Source organism: Caenispirillum bisanense, assembly GCF_039523075.1.
Classification (GTDB): Bacteria; Pseudomonadota; Alphaproteobacteria; order Rhodospirillales; family Rhodospirillaceae; genus Caenispirillum; species Caenispirillum bisanense.
In genome coordinates this window covers 13782-31207 of sequence record NZ_BAAAEP010000028.1, presented here as the reverse complement: position 1 = coordinate 31207, position 17426 = coordinate 13782, and the positions used below count along the sequence as shown (strand labels likewise).

At 71.3% G+C, this 17426-nt stretch carries 18 protein-coding genes; 12 read left to right on the top strand and 6 right to left on the bottom strand.

The annotated features are described in order from the left end of the window. Positions 1–10: 10 nt before the first annotated feature. The 6 genes from peaB to ABD056_RS13465 are packed head-to-tail and all read left to right on the top strand — an operon-like array spanning position 11 to position 6736. A complete protein-coding gene (gene peaB, locus ABD056_RS13490) occupies positions 11–1447 on the top strand; it encodes a quinohemoprotein amine dehydrogenase maturation protein (protein ID WP_343867378.1) in 1437 nt (478 codons plus the stop codon). After that, a complete protein-coding gene (qhpC, locus tag ABD056_RS13485; protein ID WP_343867377.1) occupies positions 1447–1770 on the top strand; it encodes a quinohemoprotein amine dehydrogenase subunit gamma in 324 nt (107 codons plus the stop codon). Before peaB ends, qhpC begins: the two co-directional genes overlap by 1 nt. A 28-nt stretch (positions 1771–1798) precedes the next feature. Beyond that, on the top strand, positions 1799–2908 hold the full coding sequence (peaD, locus tag ABD056_RS13480) for a quinohemoprotein amine dehydrogenase subunit beta (RefSeq protein WP_343867376.1): 1110 nt from the start codon (positions 1799–1801) through the stop codon (positions 2906–2908). Between the two features lie 2 nt (positions 2909–2910). Next, positions 2911–4683, top strand: coding sequence for an ABC transporter ATP-binding protein (locus ABD056_RS13475; RefSeq protein WP_343867375.1), 1773 nt, complete (start codon positions 2911–2913; stop codon positions 4681–4683). Then, on the top strand, positions 4683–5387 hold the full coding sequence (gene qhpE / locus ABD056_RS13470) for a subtilisin-like serine protease QhpE (protein ID WP_343867374.1): 705 nt from the start codon (positions 4683–4685) through the stop codon (positions 5385–5387). Before ABD056_RS13475 ends, qhpE begins: the two co-directional genes overlap by 1 nt. A 56-nt stretch (positions 5388–5443) precedes the next feature. After that, a complete protein-coding gene (locus ABD056_RS13465; RefSeq protein WP_343867373.1) occupies positions 5444–6736 on the top strand; it encodes an amidohydrolase family protein in 1293 nt (430 codons plus the stop codon). Between the two features lie 2 nt (positions 6737–6738). Here ABD056_RS13465 and ABD056_RS13460 read toward each other — a convergent pair whose 3' ends face one another. Both ABD056_RS13460 and ABD056_RS13455 read right to left on the bottom strand, forming a co-directional pair. Next, positions 6739–7227 (bottom strand): PaaI family thioesterase, encoded by a 489-nt coding sequence (locus ABD056_RS13460; protein WP_343867372.1) that lies wholly within the window; start codon positions 7225–7227, stop codon positions 6739–6741. Then, the gene (locus tag ABD056_RS13455) at positions 7224–8006 is read right to left on the bottom strand and encodes an enoyl-CoA hydratase-related protein (RefSeq protein ID WP_343867371.1); all 783 of its coding nucleotides are present in this window, start codon (positions 8004–8006) and stop codon (positions 7224–7226) included. Before ABD056_RS13455 ends, ABD056_RS13460 begins: the two co-directional genes overlap by 4 nt. A 92-nt stretch (positions 8007–8098) precedes the next feature. Here ABD056_RS13455 and gcvA point away from each other — a divergent pair, with 92 nt between their 5' ends. Then, entirely contained in the window at positions 8099–9148 is a 1050-nt protein-coding gene (gene gcvA / locus ABD056_RS13450) for a transcriptional regulator GcvA (protein WP_343867370.1), read from the top strand. Here the strand turns inward: gcvA and ABD056_RS13445 are convergent. Next, a complete protein-coding gene (locus tag ABD056_RS13445; protein WP_343867369.1) occupies positions 9133–9927 on the bottom strand; it encodes a crotonase/enoyl-CoA hydratase family protein in 795 nt (264 codons plus the stop codon). The genes gcvA and ABD056_RS13445 overlap by 16 nt on opposite strands. 192 nt (positions 9928–10119) lie before the next feature. Beyond that, positions 10120–12705 carry a bifunctional aconitate hydratase 2/2-methylisocitrate dehydratase gene (gene acnB, locus ABD056_RS13440; protein WP_343867368.1) on the bottom strand — a complete coding sequence of 862 codons (2586 nt, stop codon included), beginning with the start codon at positions 12703–12705 and terminating at the stop codon, positions 10120–10122. 411 nt (positions 12706–13116) lie between these two features. Between acnB and ABD056_RS13435 the strand changes: the two genes are divergently transcribed. The 4 genes from ABD056_RS13435 (at position 13117) to ABD056_RS13420 (ending at position 15157) form a co-directional block, all read left to right on the top strand. Then, positions 13117–13578, top strand: a complete 462-nt coding sequence (locus tag ABD056_RS13435) for a hypothetical protein (RefSeq protein WP_343867367.1) — start codon at positions 13117–13119, stop codon at positions 13576–13578. Between the two features lie 23 nt (positions 13579–13601). Next, the gene (locus ABD056_RS13430; RefSeq protein ID WP_343867366.1) at positions 13602–13946 is read left to right on the top strand and encodes a hypothetical protein; all 345 of its coding nucleotides are present in this window, start codon (positions 13602–13604) and stop codon (positions 13944–13946) included. A gap of 165 nt (positions 13947–14111) precedes the next feature. Beyond that, complete coding sequence (locus tag ABD056_RS13425; RefSeq protein WP_343867365.1) at positions 14112–14462, top strand: DUF3617 domain-containing protein; 351 nt, start codon at positions 14112–14114, stop codon at positions 14460–14462. A 143-nt stretch (positions 14463–14605) separates the two neighbouring features. Beyond that, the gene (locus ABD056_RS13420; protein ID WP_343867363.1) at positions 14606–15157 is read left to right on the top strand and encodes a TIGR00645 family protein; all 552 of its coding nucleotides are present in this window, start codon (positions 14606–14608) and stop codon (positions 15155–15157) included. A gap of 28 nt (positions 15158–15185) precedes the next feature. Here ABD056_RS13420 and ABD056_RS13415 read toward each other — a convergent pair whose 3' ends face one another. Continuing rightward, positions 15186–16424, bottom strand: a complete 1239-nt coding sequence (locus ABD056_RS13415) for a hypothetical protein (RefSeq protein WP_343867361.1) — start codon at positions 16422–16424, stop codon at positions 15186–15188. Positions 16425–16539: 115 nt separating this feature from the next. On the opposite strand from ABD056_RS13415, the gene ABD056_RS13410 reads away from it, so the two are divergent. Next, the gene (locus tag ABD056_RS13410; RefSeq protein WP_343867360.1) at positions 16540–17088 is read left to right on the top strand and encodes a hypothetical protein; all 549 of its coding nucleotides are present in this window, start codon (positions 16540–16542) and stop codon (positions 17086–17088) included. Here the strand turns inward: ABD056_RS13410 and ABD056_RS13405 are convergent. Then, positions 17064–17411: a hypothetical protein gene (locus tag ABD056_RS13405; RefSeq protein WP_343867359.1), complete on the bottom strand. Its 348-nt coding sequence runs from the start codon at positions 17409–17411 to the stop codon at positions 17064–17066. The genes ABD056_RS13410 and ABD056_RS13405 overlap by 25 nt on opposite strands. Positions 17412–17426: the final 15 nt, after the last annotated feature.

The window sequence follows — 17426 nt, the reverse complement described above, 5'->3', positions numbered from 1 at the left end:
AGGCTATCCCATGTCCACATTGCAACTGGCCGGGAACGACGTGCGGACGCTGACCTTCGGCGACCAGCGCATGCTGTTCCATGTGCCCTCCACCAGCGTCTTCGCGCTCGACCCGCTCGGCGCCGAACTGGTGGACCTGTTCCGCGAGCGGGGGGCGACCGGCGTCGGCGAGGATGACATCCGCGTCCGCTTCGACGGCCGCTATCCCGCCGCCGAGGTGGTGGAGACCCTGCGCGAGTTCATGACCCTGCGCATCGTCGGCCCCGGCGCCGCCACTCCGGCGGCGGCGGAGCCCATCGTGGTGCAGGAGCTGCCGGTTTCCACCGTCGTGCTCAACGTCAACACCGGCTGCAACCTCAGCTGCACGTACTGCTACAAGGAAGACCTGACCACCCCGGCCGCCGGCCAGCGCATGGAGTTCGACACCGCCGCCCGCGCCGTCGACCTGCTGCTGGAGGAAGCGGTGGGGCGCGACCGGGTGAACGTGGTGTTCTTCGGCGGCGAGCCGCTGAGCAACATGCCGCTCATCCGCTCCGTGGTCGATTATGCCGAGCGGCGCGGCCGGGAGGCGGGCAAGGTCATCGACTTCTCGCTGACCACCAACGCCACCCTGCTGACCGAAGACCTGGTGGACTACTTCGACGCCCACCGCTTCGGCATCACCATCAGCATGGACGGCCCGCCCGACCTGCACGACCGCAACCGCCGCACCGTCGGCGGCAAGGGCACCTACGACGTGGTGGCGGCCAAGGCGAAGATGCTGCTCGGCCGCTACAAGTCCCGCCCCATCGGCGCCCGCGTGACCCTGACCACCGGCGTCACCGACGTGGTGCGCATCCACCGGCACCTGAAGGAGGAACTGGGCTTCTTCGAGGTCGGGTTCTCGCCCGTCACCTCCGGCGACAACAGCTTCTTCAACCTGCTGCCCGACGAACTGGCGGCGGTGTTCGAGGGGCTGAAGGAGCTGGGGCGGCAGTATGTGGCGGCGGCGGTGGCCGGCGGCAACACCGGCTTCGGCAACATGCACCAGTTGATGACCGACCTGTCGGAAGGCACCTCCAAGTCGCTGCCCTGCGGCGCCGGCGCCGGCATGCTGGCGGTGGACCGCAAGGGCGACGTCAACCTGTGCCACCGCTTCACCGGATCGAAGATGCCCACCTTCGGCAATGTCGACGCCGGCTGGGACAAGGCGGCGGTGCGGCAGTTCCTGGAAGGGGCGGCCAACCGCAGCGATCCGGCCTGCTCCACCTGCTGGATCCGCAAGCTGTGCGCCGGCGGCTGCTACCACGAGGCCTACAGCCGCTATGCCGACCCGCTGCACCCCAACCACCACTACTGCGACCTGATGCGCGACTGGGTGGCGTTCGGGCTTGAATCCTACGCCGCCATCATGGCCGCCAACCCCGGCTTCTTCGATCGCCACGTCGCCCCGAGGAGGGCTCACTGATGAAGCACATCACCCCGCTGAACCGGAAGGCCAAGGCCGTCGAGCAGGCCGCCGAGGGCGGCGCCGTCGACGAGGTCTATGCCATGTCCTCCATCGTCACCGGCTGCACCGCCACCGTCGATCCGGGTTGGGAAATCGACCCCTTCGGCAGCGTCGCCGCCCTGTGCGCGCCCATGGAGGCCGACCTCTACGGCTGTTCCGACCCCTGCTGGTGGCCGGCGCAGGTGCCCGACACCATGAACACCTACCCGGACTGGAACGCCAACGCGCCCTCGGCCCAGAACGACTGGCGCGAGCTGGGCGCCGTCTTCCCCAAGAAGTGAGCCGGCGTCAGGCAAGGAGATCGAAGAGATGAAGGCAATTCGTTCCGCCCTTCTGGCCGCCGCGGCCGGACTGGCGCTGGCGGCCGGCGGCGGTGCCGTCGCCGAGGCCGCCGCCAAGGAATACCTGCTGACGGCGGCCAAGCCCAACAAGGTGGTGCTCATCGACCCCGCCGCCCGTGCGGTGGAAAAGGTGATCGACATTCCCGGCCCCGGCGTCGCGCCGTGGACCGTGATCCCGTCGCCCGACGGCCGCATCGCCTACGTCGTCACCGCCCATAACGAGGCGGTGGTGGGCGTCGACCTCGACACCGGCGCCGAGGTCTTCCGCACCGACATGAACGAGCCGGAGAACGTGCGGTCCAAGATCATGCCGGCGGTGGAACTGTCGCGCGACGGCACCGAGCTGTTCGTCTACGTCTCGCCCATGCGCGAGCTGCCGGGCGAATACCAGGTGCTCGACACCAAGGTGAAGGTCTTCGCCGTCGCCGATGGGGTCGGGGCCAAGCCGGTGCGCGAGTTCACGGCGCCGCGGCGCATCGCCGTCTTCGCCATGGCGGCCGACGACCAGACCCTGTGGGGCCTCGGCTGGGATCTCTACGGCTTCGACCCGAAGACCGGCGAGATCAAGCAGACCCACAAGATCACCAGCGGCCCGGCGCCCGACCGCGCCCCGGCCGACATCCTGGACTTCTGGCCCCAGTTCGAGCAGGCGGACGTGTTCTCCACCCCCTACTACACGGTGGACACCACCAAGTCGCTGGAAGACCCCACCGCCTACAAGACCGGCATGCTGACGCTCGACCTGAAGACCGGCGAGTTCGTCATGAACGAGTTCGAGGAAACGGTGGCGGTGATCTTCTCCTCGGTCGTCAGCCCGGCGCGGCGGAACGAGGTGTTCAGCACCTACACCCAGCTGTCCAAGATCGACACGGCGACCGACACGCTGGTGAACCGCATCGACCTGCCGCACACCTATTACTCCATCAACATCAGCGGCGACGGCGAGGAGGTCTATGTCGCCGGCACCATGTGCGACATCGGCATCTATTCCACCGCCGACCTGTCGCCCAGGGGCCGGGTGGAAATCCCCGGCTGCCCGGACATGGGCGTGTCGTCGCTCCGCGTCATCGAGCGCTGAGCATGACGGAGGCGCCGAGCCCGCAAGGCCCCCGCGCGGCTCCGGCGCGGTCGACGCGGGATCAGGTCCGGTGGGCCTGGTCCTTCGTCGCCCCGCACCGGGCGACGCTGGCCGCCATTGCGCTGACCTCGCTGCTCGGGGTCGGCGTCGGGCTGGCGCAGCCGTGGATCACCAAGCTGCTCATCGACGATGCCCTGATCGGCGGCAACCTGCGCCTGCTGGTCGGCCTGAGTATCGGCATGGTGGTGATCGGCATTGTGTCCACCGCCCTGTCGGCGTGGACCCGCTGGATCTACGTCCGTGCCTCCGGGCGCATCCTGTTTGCCATGCGCGGGCGGGTGCATGCCCACCTGCTGACCCTGTCGCCGCGCTTCTATGCCCGCTGGAAGACCGGCGACCTGATGAGCCGCCTGGACGGCGACATCGGCGAGATCCTGCGCTTCGCCGTCGATGCGCCGCTGGCCGCCCTCAACGCCGTGCTGGTGCTGGCGGGCGCCCTGACGCTCATGCTGCTGCTCGACCCGTGGCTGACGGCGCTGGCGCTGGCGCTGCTGCCGGCGCAGCTGTTGTTCCTGCGCTGGGTGCGGCCCATCGTCGACCGCCGCACGCGGGCGTTGCGGGAGCGGGCCGGCGAGGTTTCCAGCTTCCTCGTCCGCAGCCTGCAGGCGGTGAAGGTGGTGCAGGCCTTCCGCGCCGAGGCGGCGGAGCGCCGCCAGCTCGACCGCCTGGGCGGCAGCTACCTCGACGACCTGCTGCGGCTGCAGATGGTCAACTTCGCCGCCGGGGCGGTGCCGGGGCTGTTCGGCTCGGTCGGCAATGCGCTGGTGTTCGTCGCCGGCGGCCTGATGGTGCTGAACGGCAGCTTCACCCTGGGCGGGCTGATCGCCTTCACCGCCTACCTCGGCCGCGCCACCGGGCCGCTGCAATCGCTGCTCGGCCTGTGGGTGGCGGTGCGGCGGGCGCGGGTGAGCCTCGACCGGGTGATGGAAGTCCTCGACGCCGCCCCCGACGTGCAGGACCCGCCGCAGCCGCGCCGGCTGGCCGACCATGCCGCCGCTTCGGTGGTGCTGGATCGGGTGAGCTTCCGCCACCATGCCGACGGGCCGCTGGTGCTCGACGGCGCCAGCCTGGAGGTGCGGGCGGGCAGCAAGGTGGTCATCGTCGGTGCCTCCGGCGCCGGCAAGAGCACGATGGTGGACCTGCTGCACCGCCACTTCGACCCCGAGGCCGGCACCGTGCGCGTCGGGTGGGAGGACGTGCGCGACCTCGCCCTGGCCGACCTGCGCCGGCAGGTGGCGGTGATGGGGCAGGAGGTGGTGCTGTTCCCCGGCACCATCGCCGACGTGCTGCGCCTGGGCGCGCCGGATGCCGACGATGCGGCGGTGGAACGCGCCGCCCGTGCCGCCCAGCTCGGCCCGCTGCTGGATCGCCTGCCGCTCGGCCTCGCCACGCCGGTGGGGGAGGCGGGCGCCCTGTTCTCCGGCGGCGAGCGGCAGCGCATGGCGCTGGCCCGCTGCCTGCTGCTGGACCCGGCGGTGCTGGTGCTGGACGAACCGACCTCGGCGCTGGATGCAGCCACTGCCGCCGCCCTGGCGGCGGAGATCGACCGCCTGTTCGGCCATCGCACCCGCATCGTCGTCAGCCACCGGCCCGACATGCTGGCCGGCGCCGATGCGGTGTGGGAGCTGCGCGGCGGCCGCTTCCACCGCCTGCCGGTCGCTGCCGCCCCCCACCAGCCTGCGCCACCGCCGCCGCCGATGCGGGAGATTGCCTGATGCCGGCCGACAGCCTCATCCCCACCGTCGCCGTGATCGACAGCGGCATCGCCGCCCCCCATTCGGAGGCGGTGCGCCTCGCCCGCGCCTTCCGCCTCGGCGTCGACGGCCAGGTGCGACCGGTGCCGCCGGAGCCCGACAGCCTCGGCCACGGCACGGCGGTGGCGCGGCTGGTGCGCGAGGCCTGCCCGGCGGTGCGGCTGCTCGACGCCCAGGTGTTCGGCCGCCACAGCGCCACCTCGGCGGCGCTGGTGGCGGCGGGGCTGACCTGGGCGGTGGAGCAGGGGGCGGAGATCTGCGTCCTCAGCCTCGGCCTGCGCAGCGACCGGGCGGTGCTGGCGGAAGCCTGCGCCGCCGCCGTCGCCGCCGGGGTGATCGTGGTCGCCTCCGCCCCCGCCCGCGGCGGACCGGTCTATCCCGCCGCCTATCCCGGCGTGGTGCGGGTGTCGGGCGATGCCCGCTGCGGCGACGGCGACCTGTCGTGGTTCGGCGCCGGCTGCCCGGAATACGGCGCCTGCCCCGGCGTCACCGTGGAGCCCGGCCGCCAGCCCACCGGCGGCGCCAGCTTCGCCGCCGCCCGCCTGGCCGGCGTGCTGGCCGCCGCCCTGGCCTCCGGCGACCTGGCGCGCGGGGCCGGCCCGCACGACTGGCTGCGCGCCGCCGCCCGCTTCCAGGGGCGGGAGAACCGCGTCGCGGCGCCCTGACCTGGTGTAGGCTGGCAGGGCCGAGACCGCGCCCGCCGCCCGCCACGGAGACCGCCATGCCCGCGCCCGACCTGATCGTCCGCAACGCCACCCTGCCCGATGGCCGCCGCGGCCAGGACATCGTCGTCACCGCCGGCCGCATCGCCGAGGTACGGCCGGCGGTGGCGGCCGAGGCGGCGCAGGAGATCGACGCCGCCGGCCAGCTGGTGACGCCGCCCTTCGTCGATGCCCACTTCCACATGGACTCCACCCTCTCCCACGGCCTGCCGCGGGTGAACCGCTCCGGCACGCTGCTGGAGGGCATCGCCCTGTGGGGGGAGCTAAAGCCCGACCTGACGGCGGAGGCCATCGCCGCCCGCGCGCTGGAGTATTGCGACTGGGCTGTGGCGCGCGGCCTGCTCGCCATCCGCAGCCACGTGGACGTCTGCGACCCGCGCCTGCTGGCGGTGGAGGCGCTGCTGGCGGTGAAGCGGCAGGTGGCGCCCTGGCTCGACCTGCAACTGGTGGCCTTCCCGCAGGACGGCCTGCTGCGCAGCCTCGGCGCCGAGGCGCAGCTGCTGCGGGCGCTGGACCTGGGGGTGGAGGTGGTGGGCGGCATCCCCCACTTCGAGCGCACCATGGCCGACGGCGCCGCCAGCGTGCGGCGGCTGTGCGAGATCGCCGCCGAGCGGGGCCTGCCGGTGGACATGCACTGCGACGAAAGCGACGATCCGCTGTCCCGCCACGTGGAAACCCTGGCGGCAGAGACGGTGCGCCTGGGGCTGCAGGGGCGGGTGACCGGCTCGCACCTGACCTCCATGCACAGCATGGACAATTACTACGTCAGCAAGCTGATCCCGCTGATGGTGGAGGCGGAGTTGGGCGTGGTCGCCAACCCGCTCATCAACATCACCTTGCAGGGCCGCCACGACACCTATCCCAAGCGTCGCGGCATGACGCGGGTGCCGGAGCTGATGGCGGCGGGGCTGACGGTCGCCTTCGGCCATGACTGCGTCATGGACCCGTGGTACGGCCTCGGCTCCGGCGACATGCTGGAGGTGGCCGGCATGGGCCTGCACGTCGCCCAGATGACCGGGGTGGAGGCCATGCGGGCCTGCTTCGACGCCGTGACGGTGAACCCCGCCCGCCTGCTGGGGCTGGAGGGCTATGGCCTGGCGCCGGGCTGCCGGGCCGACTTCGTGCTGCTGCAGGCTGCCGACCCGGTGGAAGCCCTGCGCCTGCGGGCGGAGCGGCTGGCGGTGGTGCGGGCCGGTCGGGTGATCGCCGCCGCCTCCCGCCGCGACAGCGTGCTGACGCTGCCGGGGCAGGAGGCGCGGCGGGTGGACTTCCGCCGCCGGGGCGACGGCTGACCTCACCCCGCCGGGCGGTCGTCGGCGTCGGGCAGGCGGATGAGGGTGACGAGGCCGGTGGCGACCAGGGTTTCCTTCCCCTCGCTGACGCCATAGACGTTGGACTGGCAGATGGTCAGGGTGCGGCCGGCGCGGATCACCGAGCCCACCGCGTCCAGCCACTCGCCCCGCGCCGGGGCCACCAGATTGATCTTGAACTCCACCGACAGCACCGTGCTGCCTTCCGGGAAGGTGGTGAAGGCGGCATAGCCGGCGGCGGAATCGGCGATGGAGGTGGTGGCGCCGGCATGGAAGAAGCCGTGCTGCTGGGTCAGCGTGCGGCTGAACGGCAGACGGATGCGCACCATGCCGCGCTCCACGTCGACGAGGCGGGCGCCCAGGTGCTCCATCAGGCCCTGGCGGGAAAAGCTGTCGAGCACGCGGGCGCGCAGGGCTTCCGCCTCAGTGACGGCGGGCGGCGGGCTGACGATGTCGGGCGGGGTCAGGGTCATGATGCGGTGGTCCTTGTGACGGTGGGAGAGGAACGGCCGGCGAAGGCGGCCATGGCGGCACGGCGGGCGGGGGAGGGGAAGCCCTGGTGGAACAGGTGGCGCTCCAGGGTCAGGCCGGCGGCCAGCGGCAGCTCGTGCGCCGCCAGCGCCGCCTGCTTGAGGCGCTGTACCGCCGCCGGGGCATGAGCGGCGATGATGGCGGCGGCGGCCAGGGCCTCGTCGGCCACCCGGTCGGCCGCTACCACCCGCGACACCAGCCCGGCGGCCAGCGCCTCGGCGGCGGTCAGCGGCCGGCCGGTGAGCAGCAGGTCGAGCGCCACCGCCTTGCCGACGGCCCGCATCAGCCGCTGCGTGCCGCCGCAGCCGGGCATGGTGGCGAGGGTGATTTCCGGGTGGCCGAAGCGGGCGGTATCGGCGGCGATCACCACGTCGCACATCTCCACCAGCTCGCAGCCGCCGCCGAGCGCCGCTCCCTGCACCGCCGCCACCACCGGCTTGCGCGCCACCGCCAGGGCGGGGCAGGCGCCGCTGAAGTCGTCGGCGAGCAGGTCGGCAGGCTCCAGCGCCGCCATCTCGGCGATGTCGGCCCCGGCGCAGAAATGCGGACCCGCCGCCGCCAGCAGGATCACCGCCACGGCGGGATCGGCCTCGGCCTCCGTCACCGCTGCGGTAAGGGCGGCAGCCAGGTCGCGCGACAGGGCATTGCGCGCCTGCGGGCGGTTGAGGGTGAGGCAGGCGATGCGGTCGCGGTGCTCGACCAGGACAAGGGGCGGCGGCATGGCGGGGGCGGGCTCCGGCTGAAACGGCGGTGAACGGCATCAGCCTAGCCGCCGCCGGTGGCCGCCGTAGACCGGGAAGTTCTCAGCTTCAGGTGAGCGTCGTTCATCCGAGGGCGGTGGAAAAGCGGTTGCCGCCGAGGCCCTTTGCCGCGACCCTGGGCCGTGTCGCCGACTGCTTCCCGGACCCGCCGCCCGCCATGGCCTACCGCCTGCCGCCGCTCAACACCCTGCGCCTGTTCGAGGCCGCCGGCCGTCACCTCAGCTTCAAGCTGGCGGCGGAGGAACTGAACCTGACCCCCAGTGCCGTCAGCCACGGCATCCAGACCCTGGAGGACTGGCTGGGGGTGCCGCTGTTCGCCCGCGGCCACCGCGCCATCACCCTGACCGCCGCCGGCCATGCCTATCTGCCGCGGGTGCGCGACGCCCTGGAACTGATCGCCGGCGCCACCGAGGCGGTGCCCGGTCGCCGCCCCTCCGGCCGGCTGGCGGTGAGCGTGGCGCCGAGCTTCGGGCTGCGCTGGCTGATCCCGCGGCTGTCGCGCTTCCAGGCCCGCCACCCGGACCTCGACGTCACCCTCGACACCGCCCACCGGCAGGTGGAGTTCCCGCGCGACGACGTCGACGTCGCCATCCGGCGCGGCCGTGGCGGCTGGCCGGGGGTGGAGGCGGTGCGGCTGGTGGGGGAGGATCTGGTGCCGGTGTGCGCCCCGGCCCTGGCGGCCACGCTCGCCAGCGCCGCCGATCTGGAGCGCGCCATCCTGCTGCATGTGGTCAGCGTGCCGGAGGACTGGGACGCCTGGGCGGCCCTCAGCGGGGCGGCGGGGCTCGACACCCGCCGCGGCCTGCGCTTCGACACCATCCACATGGCGCTGGAGGCGGCGGTGCAGGGCCTGGGCGTCGCCATGGGGCGCCTGCCCATCGTGCAGCCCGACATTGATGCCGGCCGTCTGGTGCCGGTGCTCGGCCCGCCGCGTGCCTGCGCCGCCGGCTACTGGCTGCTGAGCGCCCCCGACGCCGGCCGCCGCCCCGCCATCGCCGCCTTCCGCCGCTGGATCGGCGAGGAACTGGCCGGCACGGCGGCGGGGGACGACGGCGACGGCGGCAACGGCGGGGTGGGCGAGGCGCGTCAGCGGCCGCTGTAGCGGGGCGTCCGCCGCGCCATCCAGGCGTCCAGCCCTTCGCGCAGGTCGGCGGTCGGCACCATGCGGCCGAACTGTTCCGCCTCCATCGCCAGCCCTTCGCCGATGCTGGCGTTGATGCCGCGGGTGGTGGCGGTGAGGATGCTGCGCACCGCCAGCGGCGAATGGCGCAGGATGCGCCGGGCGAGGCCGACGGCGGTGTCCATCAGCGCCGCATGGGGCACCACCGCGTTGACCAGCCCCAGCTCCAGCGCCCGGGCGGCGGGGAAGGGATCGCCGGTCAGCAGCAGTTCCAGCGCCCGCTTGCGCCCGGCCAGACGCGGCAGGCGCTGGGTGCCGCCGAAGGTGGGCGGCATGCCGAGGGCGATTTCCGGCTTGGCGAACACTGCCCGGTCGCTGGCGACGGCCAGCGGCGCCGCCTCGGTGATCTCGCAGCCGCCGCCGTAGGCGAGGCCGTTGACGGCGACGATGACCGGCTTGCCGAAGGACTCGATGCGCGCGGTCATGGCCTGGCCGCGGCGGACGAAATCGCGTAGCGCCGCCTCCGCCCCCGCCGCCACGCTGGCGGAGAACTCGGGGATGTCGCCGCCGGCGGAAAAGGCGCGGTCGCCGGCGCCGGTGAGGATCACGGCGCCGATGCCGGCGTCGGTCTCCAGCCGGTCGAGGGCGGCCAGCACGGCGTCGGCCAGGGCATAGCTGATGGCGTTGAGCTTGTGCGGCCGGTTGAGGGTGAGCACGGCGATGCCATCGTCGCGGCGGTCGCACAGCAGGATGTCGGACATGAACTGCCTCCGATAGGGGTGAGGCGTCCACGGTGGCGGCGCAGCGGGGGCGGCGGCAAACGGGCTTTCCTCACCCGCCGGCCAGCGCCGTTCATGCGAACCCGAACCCGAACCCGCCGCCCGGCAAGACAAAACCCCCGCCGGCGGTGCGGCGGGGGTTCTGCGGTCGGTGCGACTGGTCCGGCAGGCGGATCAGACGGTGACGGTATCGGCCACCTCGCGGAATTCCGCGATCTGGTCGAAGTTCATGTAGCGGTAGATGTCGCCGGCCTTCTGGTTGACGACGGTCACCTGCTCCATGTACTCGGCGACCGTCGGGATGCGACCCAGCAGGGCGCAGACGGCGGCCAGCTCGGCCGAACCCAGGTAGACGCGGGTGTCGATGCCGAGGCGGTTCGGGAAGTTGCGGGTGGAGGTCGACATGGCGGTCGAGCCCTTGCGGATCTGCGCCTGGTTGCCCATGCACAGCGAGCAGCCCGGCGTTTCCATACGGGCGCCGGTGCGGCCGAGGACGCTGTAATAGCCCTCTTCGGTCAGCACGGTGGCGTCCATCTTGGTCGGCGGGGCGATCCACAGGCGGGTCGGGATGTCCGACTTGCCTTCCAGCACCTTGGCGGCGGCGCGGAAGTGGCCGATGTTGGTCATGCACGAGCCGATGAAGACTTCGTCGATGGTGTCGCCGGACACATCCGACAGCACCTTCACGTCGTCCGGGTCGTTCGGGCAGGCGACGATCGGTTCCTTGATGTCGGCCAGGTCGATCTCGATGACGGCGGCGTATTCGGCGTCGGCATCGGGGGCGAGCAGGCTCGGCTTGGCGATCCAGTCTTCCATCGCCTTGATGCGGCGTTCCAGGGTGCGCCGGTCTTCATAGCCGTTGGCGATCATCCACTTCATCAGCGTGATGTTCGACCGCATGTACTCGATGATCGGCGCTTCGTTCAGGCGCACCGTGCAGGCGGCGGCGGAGCGCTCGGCCGAGGCGTCGGACAGTTCGAACGCCTGTTCGACCTTCAGGTCGGGCAGGCCCTCGATCTCCAGGATGCGGCCGGAGAAGACGTTCTTCTTGCCCTTCTTCTCCACCGTCAGCAGGCCCTGGCGGATGGCGTAGAGCGGGATGGCGTTGACGAGGTCGCGCAGGGTGACGCCCGGCTGCATCTCGCCCTTGAAGCGCACCAGCACGCTTTCCGGCATGTCCAGCGGCATGACGCCGGTGGCGGCGGCGAAGGCGACGAGGCCCGAGCCGGCCGGGAAGGAAATGCCGATGGGGAAGCGGGTGTGCGAATCGCCGCCGGTGCCGACGGTGTCGGGCAGCAGCAGGCGGTTCAGCCACGAGTGGATGACGCCGTCACCCGGCCGCAGCGACACGCCGCCACGGGTGGAGATGAAGGCCGGCAGCTCGCGGTGGGTCTTGACGTCCACCAGCTTCGGATAGGCGGCGGTGTGACAGAACGACTGCATCACCAGATCGGCCGAGAAGCCGAGGCAGGCCAGATCCTTCAGCTCGTCGCGGGTCATCGGGCCGGTGGTGTCCTGCGAGCCGACGGTGGTCATCTTCGGTTCGCAGTAGGTGCCGGGGCGGATGCCCTTGCCTTCCGGCATGCCGCAGGCGCGGCCGACCATCTTCTGGGCCAGGGTGTAGCCCTTGCCCGAATCGGCCGGCGCCTTGGGCAGGCGGAACAGGGTGGAGGGCGCAAGGCCCAGCGCCTCGCGGGCGCGGGCGGTGAGGCCGCGGCCGATGATCAGCGGAATGCGGCCGCCGGCGCGCACTTCGTCGAAGATCACGTCGGACTTCACGGTGAACTCGGCGATGACGGCGCCGTTCTTCAGGGCCTTGCCGTCATAGGGGCGCAGCTCGATCACGTCGCCCATGTCCATCTGGCTGACGTCCAGCTCGATCGGCAGGGCGCCGGCGTCTTCCATGGTGTTGTAGAAGATCGGGGCGATCTTGCTGCCGAGGCACACGCCGCCGAAGCGCTTGTTCGGCACGAAGGGAATGTCTTCGCCGGTGAACCACAGCACCGAGTTGGTGGCCGACTTGCGGGACGAGCCAGTGCCGACCACGTCACCCACGTAAGCGACCAGGTTGCCCTTGGCCTTCAGCTCTTCCAGGAACTTCACCGGGCCGCGCACGCCGGCTTCTTCCGGCTCGATGCCGGGGCGCGGGTTCTTCAGCATGGCCAGCGCATGCAGCGGGATGTCCGGGCGGCTCCAGGCGTCGGGGGCCGGCGACAGGTCGTCGGTGTTGGTCTCGCCGGTCACCTTGAAGACGGTGACGGTCAGGCTTTCCGGCACGGCGGGGCGGGAGGTGAACCATTCCGCCTCGGCCCACGACTGTAGCACCGCCTTGGCGTTGGCGTTGCCGGCTTCGGCCAGTTCCTTGACGTCGTGGAAGTAGTCGAACACCAGCAGGGTCTTCTTCAGGCCCTCGGCGGCGGTGGCGCCGCACTCGGCATCCTTCAGCAGCTGGATCAGCGGCACGATGTTGAAGCCGCCGAGCATGGTGCCCAGCAGTTCGGTCGCCTTGACGCGGGAGATGAGGGCGCACTTTTCCTCGCCGGCGGCGACGGCGGCCAGGAAGGCGGCCTTCACCTTGGCGGCGTCGTCCACACCGGCGGGCACGCGGTGGGTGATCAGGTCGACAAGGGCCTGCTCCTCGCCGGCGGGCGGGGACTTCAGCAGGGCGACCAGCTCTTCCGTCTGCTGGGCGGAGAGCGGCAGGGGCGGAATGCCGAGCGCCGCGCGCTCGGCGACATGCTGGCGATAAGCTTCAAGCACGACCTGATCCTCTCGAAAAGGGTTACGGGAGAGTGAGACTCCAGTTTGCTGCCGCGGCGCACGGTGCCCCCGAGGACGAGGTCGGTACGGCTGCCGGAACCTGAGGTGCGTCCGCTGCGGTGGCTTTCCCGGCGGGAAGATAGCATGCCTCCACGAAAAGGGAAGAGCATCCACCCACCCGTTAGGGGAGGGCGGGCCGCGTGCCGCCTGCGGTCGGTGCCCGCCGGAGCGACCAAAGGCCGGTATTGCCGCTCCTGCCCGGTCAGGGTGTTCCGACCATCGTCCAATTGGGGAAAAGCCATTATTTCGCTATGGTTGAAATGGATCGGCGGGCGGCGCGGGAGAAGCCGCCGCCCGTGATCGCAACCGGCGGCGGGTCGCCTGGTCCGCCGCCCGCACAAGGGGGGAGTCATGATCAGAACCTTGCTGTCCGCGCTGGCCGTCGCGGTGCTGCTGCTGGCCGGCGTGCCGGCCGTGGCCGCCGGCCCGCACGACGATCTGCTGAAGGCGTCCGACATCGAGGCCGCGGCGGGCCTGACCGGCGTTGCCGGGCTGGAGCGGCTGTCGCAGCCGTGGGCCGGCGGCACGCTCAACTTCGCCACCGCCGAGGGCGCGCCGCTGCTGATGGTGCAGGTGGCCGACGCCAGCTATTACGACCAGTTCCACAAGGCCTATCACGGCGGCGACCTGACGCTGGCCGATGCCGCCTTCAGCGGCACCATCCAGCCGGCTTCGACGCCCAACTTCGTGGCCTTCCGCAAGGGCGTCACCTGCGTCACCCTGACCGTCTTCCCCGACCCCTCCGGCACGGCGCTGCCGCTGGATCTGGCGGCGCTGGTGCGCATCGCCGAAGTGGTCGCGGCGCGACTGTGACCGCCAGGGGAGGGAGCTTCATCATGCCGCATCATCATCATCATCAGACCCGCCGCGCCGCGCCGGCGACCCTGACCGCCGCCGCCGTTGCCGCCGTGACCGTGGCGCTGGCCGTCGCCGCCTCGGCCGTGCCCGCCGCCGCCCAGGTGCAGGCCCCCGGCCTGCAGGGCCCCACCCGGCTGGTGGCGCCGGGGGCGGAGCGGGGCGTCATCATCATCTCCGGCCGGGTGGTCAAGGTGGAGGGCGATGCCGTCACCCTGCGCGACGCCACCGGCCGCGAGAGCACCCTCAGCAGCCCGATGGCCGCCGACCTGCAGCCGGGCGATGCCGTGGTGGTCGAAAACGGCGTCCTCCGCAAGGGCCGCTGACAGGGGAGACAGGGGAGGGAGCACCATCATCATGCGCATGCGTATCACTCCGCCCGCCGCCGCCGCAGCCGCCCTGGCGGCGCTGGCCGCCGGGCTGGCGCCGCTGGCGCCGGCGACGGTGGGCGGGGGGAGGCGGGGGGGGCGCGCCGGCGCGGGCCAACCGCCGTGCCCGGCGAGACGTGGCAGGTGTCCACCGCCATGACCATGGAAGGCATGGCCATGCCGCCGCAGGTGTCGCAGGTCTGCCTGCCCAAGGGTGCGGGGGCCGAGGCGGCCCCCAAGGGCGTGCCGGCGGATCAGGACTGCCGCCTGTCGGACTCCCGCACGGTCGGCGCCACCACCACCATGACCATCGTCTGCAGCGGGCCGGAGCCCATGACGGGCACCATCGAAAGCACCGTCGAAGGCCCCGACGCCTATCGCACGGTGATGAAGATGGAGATGGAGGGGGTGCCGGTGACCGTCACCTCCAGCGGCCGGCGGCTGGGCCAGCCGTGCGAGGCGGCGGCGCCCTGAGCGGTCATCTTGTCGCAGGTCGGCCGGCGGATGCGGCGGCAGGGTCAACCTGACGCTGCGTCCGCTGTGCTGCATTGCAACCCCGAGGCCGGCGTGCCACAGTCCGCACGGACTGACACATACCACTTCCGGGGGATGTTGGGGTGGAACACTTCATCGAGAACAATCTGTTCCGCAGCCGCTGGCTGCTGTTTCCGTTCTATGTCGGGCTGGCGCTGGGCATCGTCGCCCTGCTCGCCAAGTTCCTGCAGGAACTGTGGCACCTGCTGCCGCACATCTTCAGCATGACCGAGGCCCAGGTCATCCTGCTGGTGCTGACGCTGGTCGACATCACGCTGCTGGCCAACCTGATGCTGATGGTCATCTTCGTCAGCTACGAGAACTTCGTGTCGCGCTTCATGTGCGACCACGCCGACCGTCCGGGCTGGATGGACACCATGGACTTCAGCAGCCTGAAGCTGAAGCTGCTCGGCTCCATCGCCGCCATTTCGGCGATCCAGCTGCTGAAGGTGTTCATGGACGAGAACGGCCCGGACCCGAACAAGGTGCCGTGGCTGATCGGCATTCACCTGACCATCGCCGTGTCGGGCATGGTGCTGGCGCTGATGGACAAGTGGTCGCACGGCGCCCACGAAGCGCCGGCCGCTCCGGGCAACGGCAACGGCACCGGCAACGGCGGCTCCGGCCACCACTGACGGTCGCGGGGACCAGGGGCTGGCGGCGTCACACCATGCGCTGCCAGCCCGTCGCCCAGCGTTCCAGCAGCACCACGCCCTTCACCAGCCGGTCGCCGTCCAGCTTGTTGAGGCGCACCGATGACAGCGGCTTGCCGTCCTCCATCAGGTCGACGGCATCCTGCACGGCGGCGGCGTAGGTGACGCTGTCGTCGGCGATGCGCGACAGGATGTCGAGCAGCTTGTCGGCGTCCTCCAGCCCCTTCTTCAGGTCGTCGTTGCCCTTGGCCGTCTTCTTGGCGGTGCCGACGTGGCCGTACATGACCGAAACGGCGCGCGACATCTTGTTGGCGGCCGGCACCAGGGTGTCGGCGATGGACTTCAGCTTGCGCTTGGCGTCGTCGTTGGCGCCCTTGCCGAAGCCGGCCTTCAGCAGCGACTTGGCGAGCTTGCCGCTGCTGCCGCCGGGCAGCTTGCTGGTGAACTTGTCCACCTCGTCGTCGGTCATGCCCTTGGCCAGCCGCTTGGCGAGCGTATCGCCGCCCACCGGCAGCAGCCCCTTGATGGTGCGGCCCTGGCCGCGCTGCTTCTGGTTCTGGGCGGCGATGATCTCCGGCGCCTGCGGCGCGGTGCGGGCGATGTCCTTGGCGTGGGCGGCGGACTGCTTGCAGGTGTTGGCGAGCGCCGCTGCCGCCTTGCGGAACCCGCCGGGATCGGCGGGCTTCTTCTTCTTGTCGTCGTCGTCATCGTCGTCGTCGAGCGCGGCGGCGCCCTTCTTGCCGCCCTTGGCCTTGCGCCCGCCGCCGGCATCGTCGTCGTCGTCCTCGCCGCCCTTCTTCTTCTTTTTCTTCGAGCCGCCGCGGATCTCGGCGATCAGTTCCAGGAAGTCGTCGTCATCGAAGGCGGCCGGGTGATCCTTGCGGAACTGCGCCAGATCCTTCAGCAGCATGGTCACCGGCGCCCGCACCTGCTTGGCTTCCGCCGGCAGCACCTTCAGCATGGCGTTGGCCCGCCGTTCCAGCAGGTCGGCCTGTTTGTGCAGGCCCTGGATGCGCTTCTTCCAGGTGCGCTCGGCATTGGCGAGGTGCTTTTCCACCTTGGCCGGGTCGGTCTCGTCGGCGTAGGTCTCGGCGGTGAAGATCTTCCACTTGATGCCGCGCCACAGGGTGTAGAGGTCGTCGACCGTATCCACCAGGTCTTCCTGGTCGTAGAACTCGCGATACTCGGCGAAGCCCTGCCAGAACTTGGGGTTCAGGGTGCGCTGCGGCTTGGGCGGAAGGGTCTTCATTGCAGGGCCTGCATCTTCCAATGGATTACCGCGAAGGATGCTCTAAAATTCCGGTCGCTGCAATCATGGGCGGAACTTGCCATAGTGCAGCACCAGTCTGGCCCACGGAGGACTCATGCGCCTGAAGGAATTCGTCAGTGCCAACCCGCACATGGACAGCACCGGCTGGCGCCAGGAACTGGTCGGCGGGACGGTGGTGACCCTGCCGGCGCGGCCGGAAGGCCTGCAGATGCGCAGCCTGTCGGTGTTCGGGGCGCTGGCCGGCTGCGCCCGCCGGGCCGACGGCAAGCAGCGCATCGACAGCGGCTCCGGCATCGGTGTCGAGGCGCCGGAGGGCGATCACTTCCGCATCGCCGACGTCATCATCCAGCTGCCCGGCAAGATGGCCAAGCGGTTCGATCCGGTGCTGGTGGCGCTGGTGGTGGAGGATGCCGCCGCCCTGGCGGCGGAGGATGCGGCGCGGCTCGCCATCTACCGCCGCCACCGGACGGTGAAGGAAGTGCTGCTGTTTTCCGCCGACCGCGCCGTCTGCGCCGTCCATCGCCGATTCGGCGGCGCCTGGATCGACGATGTGGTGACCGGCGCCGATGCCACGGTGCGACTCGGCTCCCTCGGCGTGTCGCTGCTGCTGCTGACCGCCTACCCCGACCTGGCGCCGGAGTGATCGCCGCGGGCGAGGGCGTCGCGCAGCGACTGGATCTCGTCCAGGGCCTCCCGCAGGGCCGCCGCCATGGCCGCCGCCCGCCGCTCCGCCGTCTCGGCGCGGCGCTCGGCGGCTTCTGCCTGGGCGGTCAGGCGGCGGGTTTCGGCCACCAGCGAGGGGTCGTCGATGTCCTGCCGCAGGTGGTGCAGGCCGACGAACAACACGTCCGCCAGCGACGCATGGGGCGGCAGCAGGCGCTCAAGGGCGTGCAGGGCGGCGACGGCTTCACCGCCCGGAGTGTTCAGCCGGGCCAGGATGGCGTGCAATCTTCGGTCGAGCGACATGCGGTGGCGTCAGTC